This window comes from Pseudoalteromonas ulvae UL12, from assembly GCF_014925405.1.
Classification (GTDB): Bacteria; Pseudomonadota; Gammaproteobacteria; order Enterobacterales; family Alteromonadaceae; genus Pseudoalteromonas; species Pseudoalteromonas ulvae.
In genome coordinates this window covers 1-1,909 of sequence record NZ_AQHJ01000011.1, presented here as the reverse complement: position 1 = coordinate 1,909, position 1,909 = coordinate 1, and the positions used below count along the sequence as shown (strand labels likewise).

The 1,909-nt window shown below is 42.8% G+C and carries 1 protein-coding gene; it reads right to left on the bottom strand.

The window, feature by feature from the left end; translation table 11 throughout:
• On the bottom strand, nt 1-1,909 hold a 1,909-nt coding region (locus PULV_RS00065), incomplete at both ends, for a non-ribosomal peptide synthetase (protein WP_193330565.1).

Genomic DNA, 1,909 nt, shown 5'->3' with positions numbered 1-1,909 from the left:
TTTCATTCAAGGCGCGCTCGGCTCTAGTAACATCAAATTGCCCTACGACTTCGTACGCCGAGACCATGTTATACGCATCACTTCCGCCACCAAATTCATTGACAAACCAAATACGTTGCTGGGCGTAGGACTGTACTAGCAACATTTCTTCACGATCCGCTATTCTGATTACTTTGCTATGCGTTTCAAGCATAATGTAGGCTAGTTTTTCAGCGAGTGACTTAATGGTTGAGTGCTCGAAAAGATCTTTAACTTGCAACTCACAATCGAGTTTAGCGTTAATTTGTACAACAAGTTTGGCTGCAAGTAGGGAGTGGCCTCCAATCATGAAAAAGTTGTCATGACGACTTATTTTTTCTAGATCTAATAGAGTTCCCCAAAGGCTCGCTAACTGTTGCTCAATAGCACCTTTCGGCGCTTCAAACGATGCTACAGCCAGATCTGAATGCTGTGGTTCAGGAAGTGCGTTTCTATCAACTTTCTTATTCGGCGTTAATGGAAAACAATCTAACACTGTAATTGAACGCGGTAACATGTACGTAGGCAATAATGACTCAAGTGCTTTATGTACATTAGTTACATTAAGTTCACTATCCGTAATAATATAAGCAGCCAAATATTGCTCACCACGCTTATCTGTGCGGGCGGTAACCACACTTGCGTGTACATGATCTAAACTGTTGATCGCCTGTTCTATTTCTTCTAGTTCAATACGATGACCACGCAGTTTAATTTGAAAATCATTGCGCCCAAGATATTGCAATCGTCCATCTAAACCATATCGTGCAAGATCACCTGTTTTATATACACGTGTTGATTCCGCTCCCAACGAGTGCAACTCAACAAATCTATCTTCGGTTAGGTTTTTTTGCCGATAATAACCATCAGCTAGCCCGTCTCCACCAATATACAATTCACCAATAGCACCAAATGGCACAAGTTGCAGTTGCGAATCCAACAAATAAAGTTGAGTATTATTAATAGGAAAGCCTATCGGTAAGCTCGGTAGCTCTGTGTCTTGTACAGATAATTGGGTAGCCGTTGACCAAACAGTGGTTTCCGTCGGCCCATACATGTTCCAAATTGAACCGCCAAGTTGCATTAGCCTTTTGGCGGTTGACGGCGAAAGCGCTTCACCACCGCAGACAATGGTCAGATTGCTATTCCCGCTCCACTGGTTGTCAAGCAGCATATTCCACGTTGTAGGTGTAGCCTGAGCTATCGTAATAACACTTGAATCAATTATGTCTGCCAGACGAGATGGATCACTTGCATCACTTTTGGTCGCAATATGACTTGTGGCACCAGTAAGCCATGGTAAATACAACTCTAAAACCGCAATGTCGAATGAAAAAGTAGTAAGAGCCAGTACATTATCATCAGCGCTCAACTTCAATTTATCTTGCATTGCTTGCAAAAAATTATGCACTGAACAATGGTTAATCATCACCCCTTTTGGTCGACCAGTAGAACCGGATGTATAGATGTAATAAATCAAGTCTGATGCGGCGACACTAACTTGTGCTTTGGTAGGGTTTTCGAGCGAATAGTCATCGAAAGCCATCTCGCTTAATAGCCAAACGTGCTTAATTGAGTGTTTACTTTCGCTCAAAAGCGATGACTCGCTCACAATGCAGCTAGGTTTTGCATCTTCTAGCATATAGTCAATGCGATCTGACGGTAAGCTAGGGTCAAGCGGGATATATGCAGCACCTGATTTCATAACAGCTGCTGCAGTAACAACCATGTCAACACTTCGCTCAAGTAGAATGGCCACTTTTGAGCCTATAGTGCTTCCTTGCTCAATTAGTTTATGAGCTAATTGATTGGCACGGGCATTCAGTTGTGCATAGGTCAACACTTCATCACCACACACCAACGCTATTGCATCCGGTGTTTGACTCGCGAA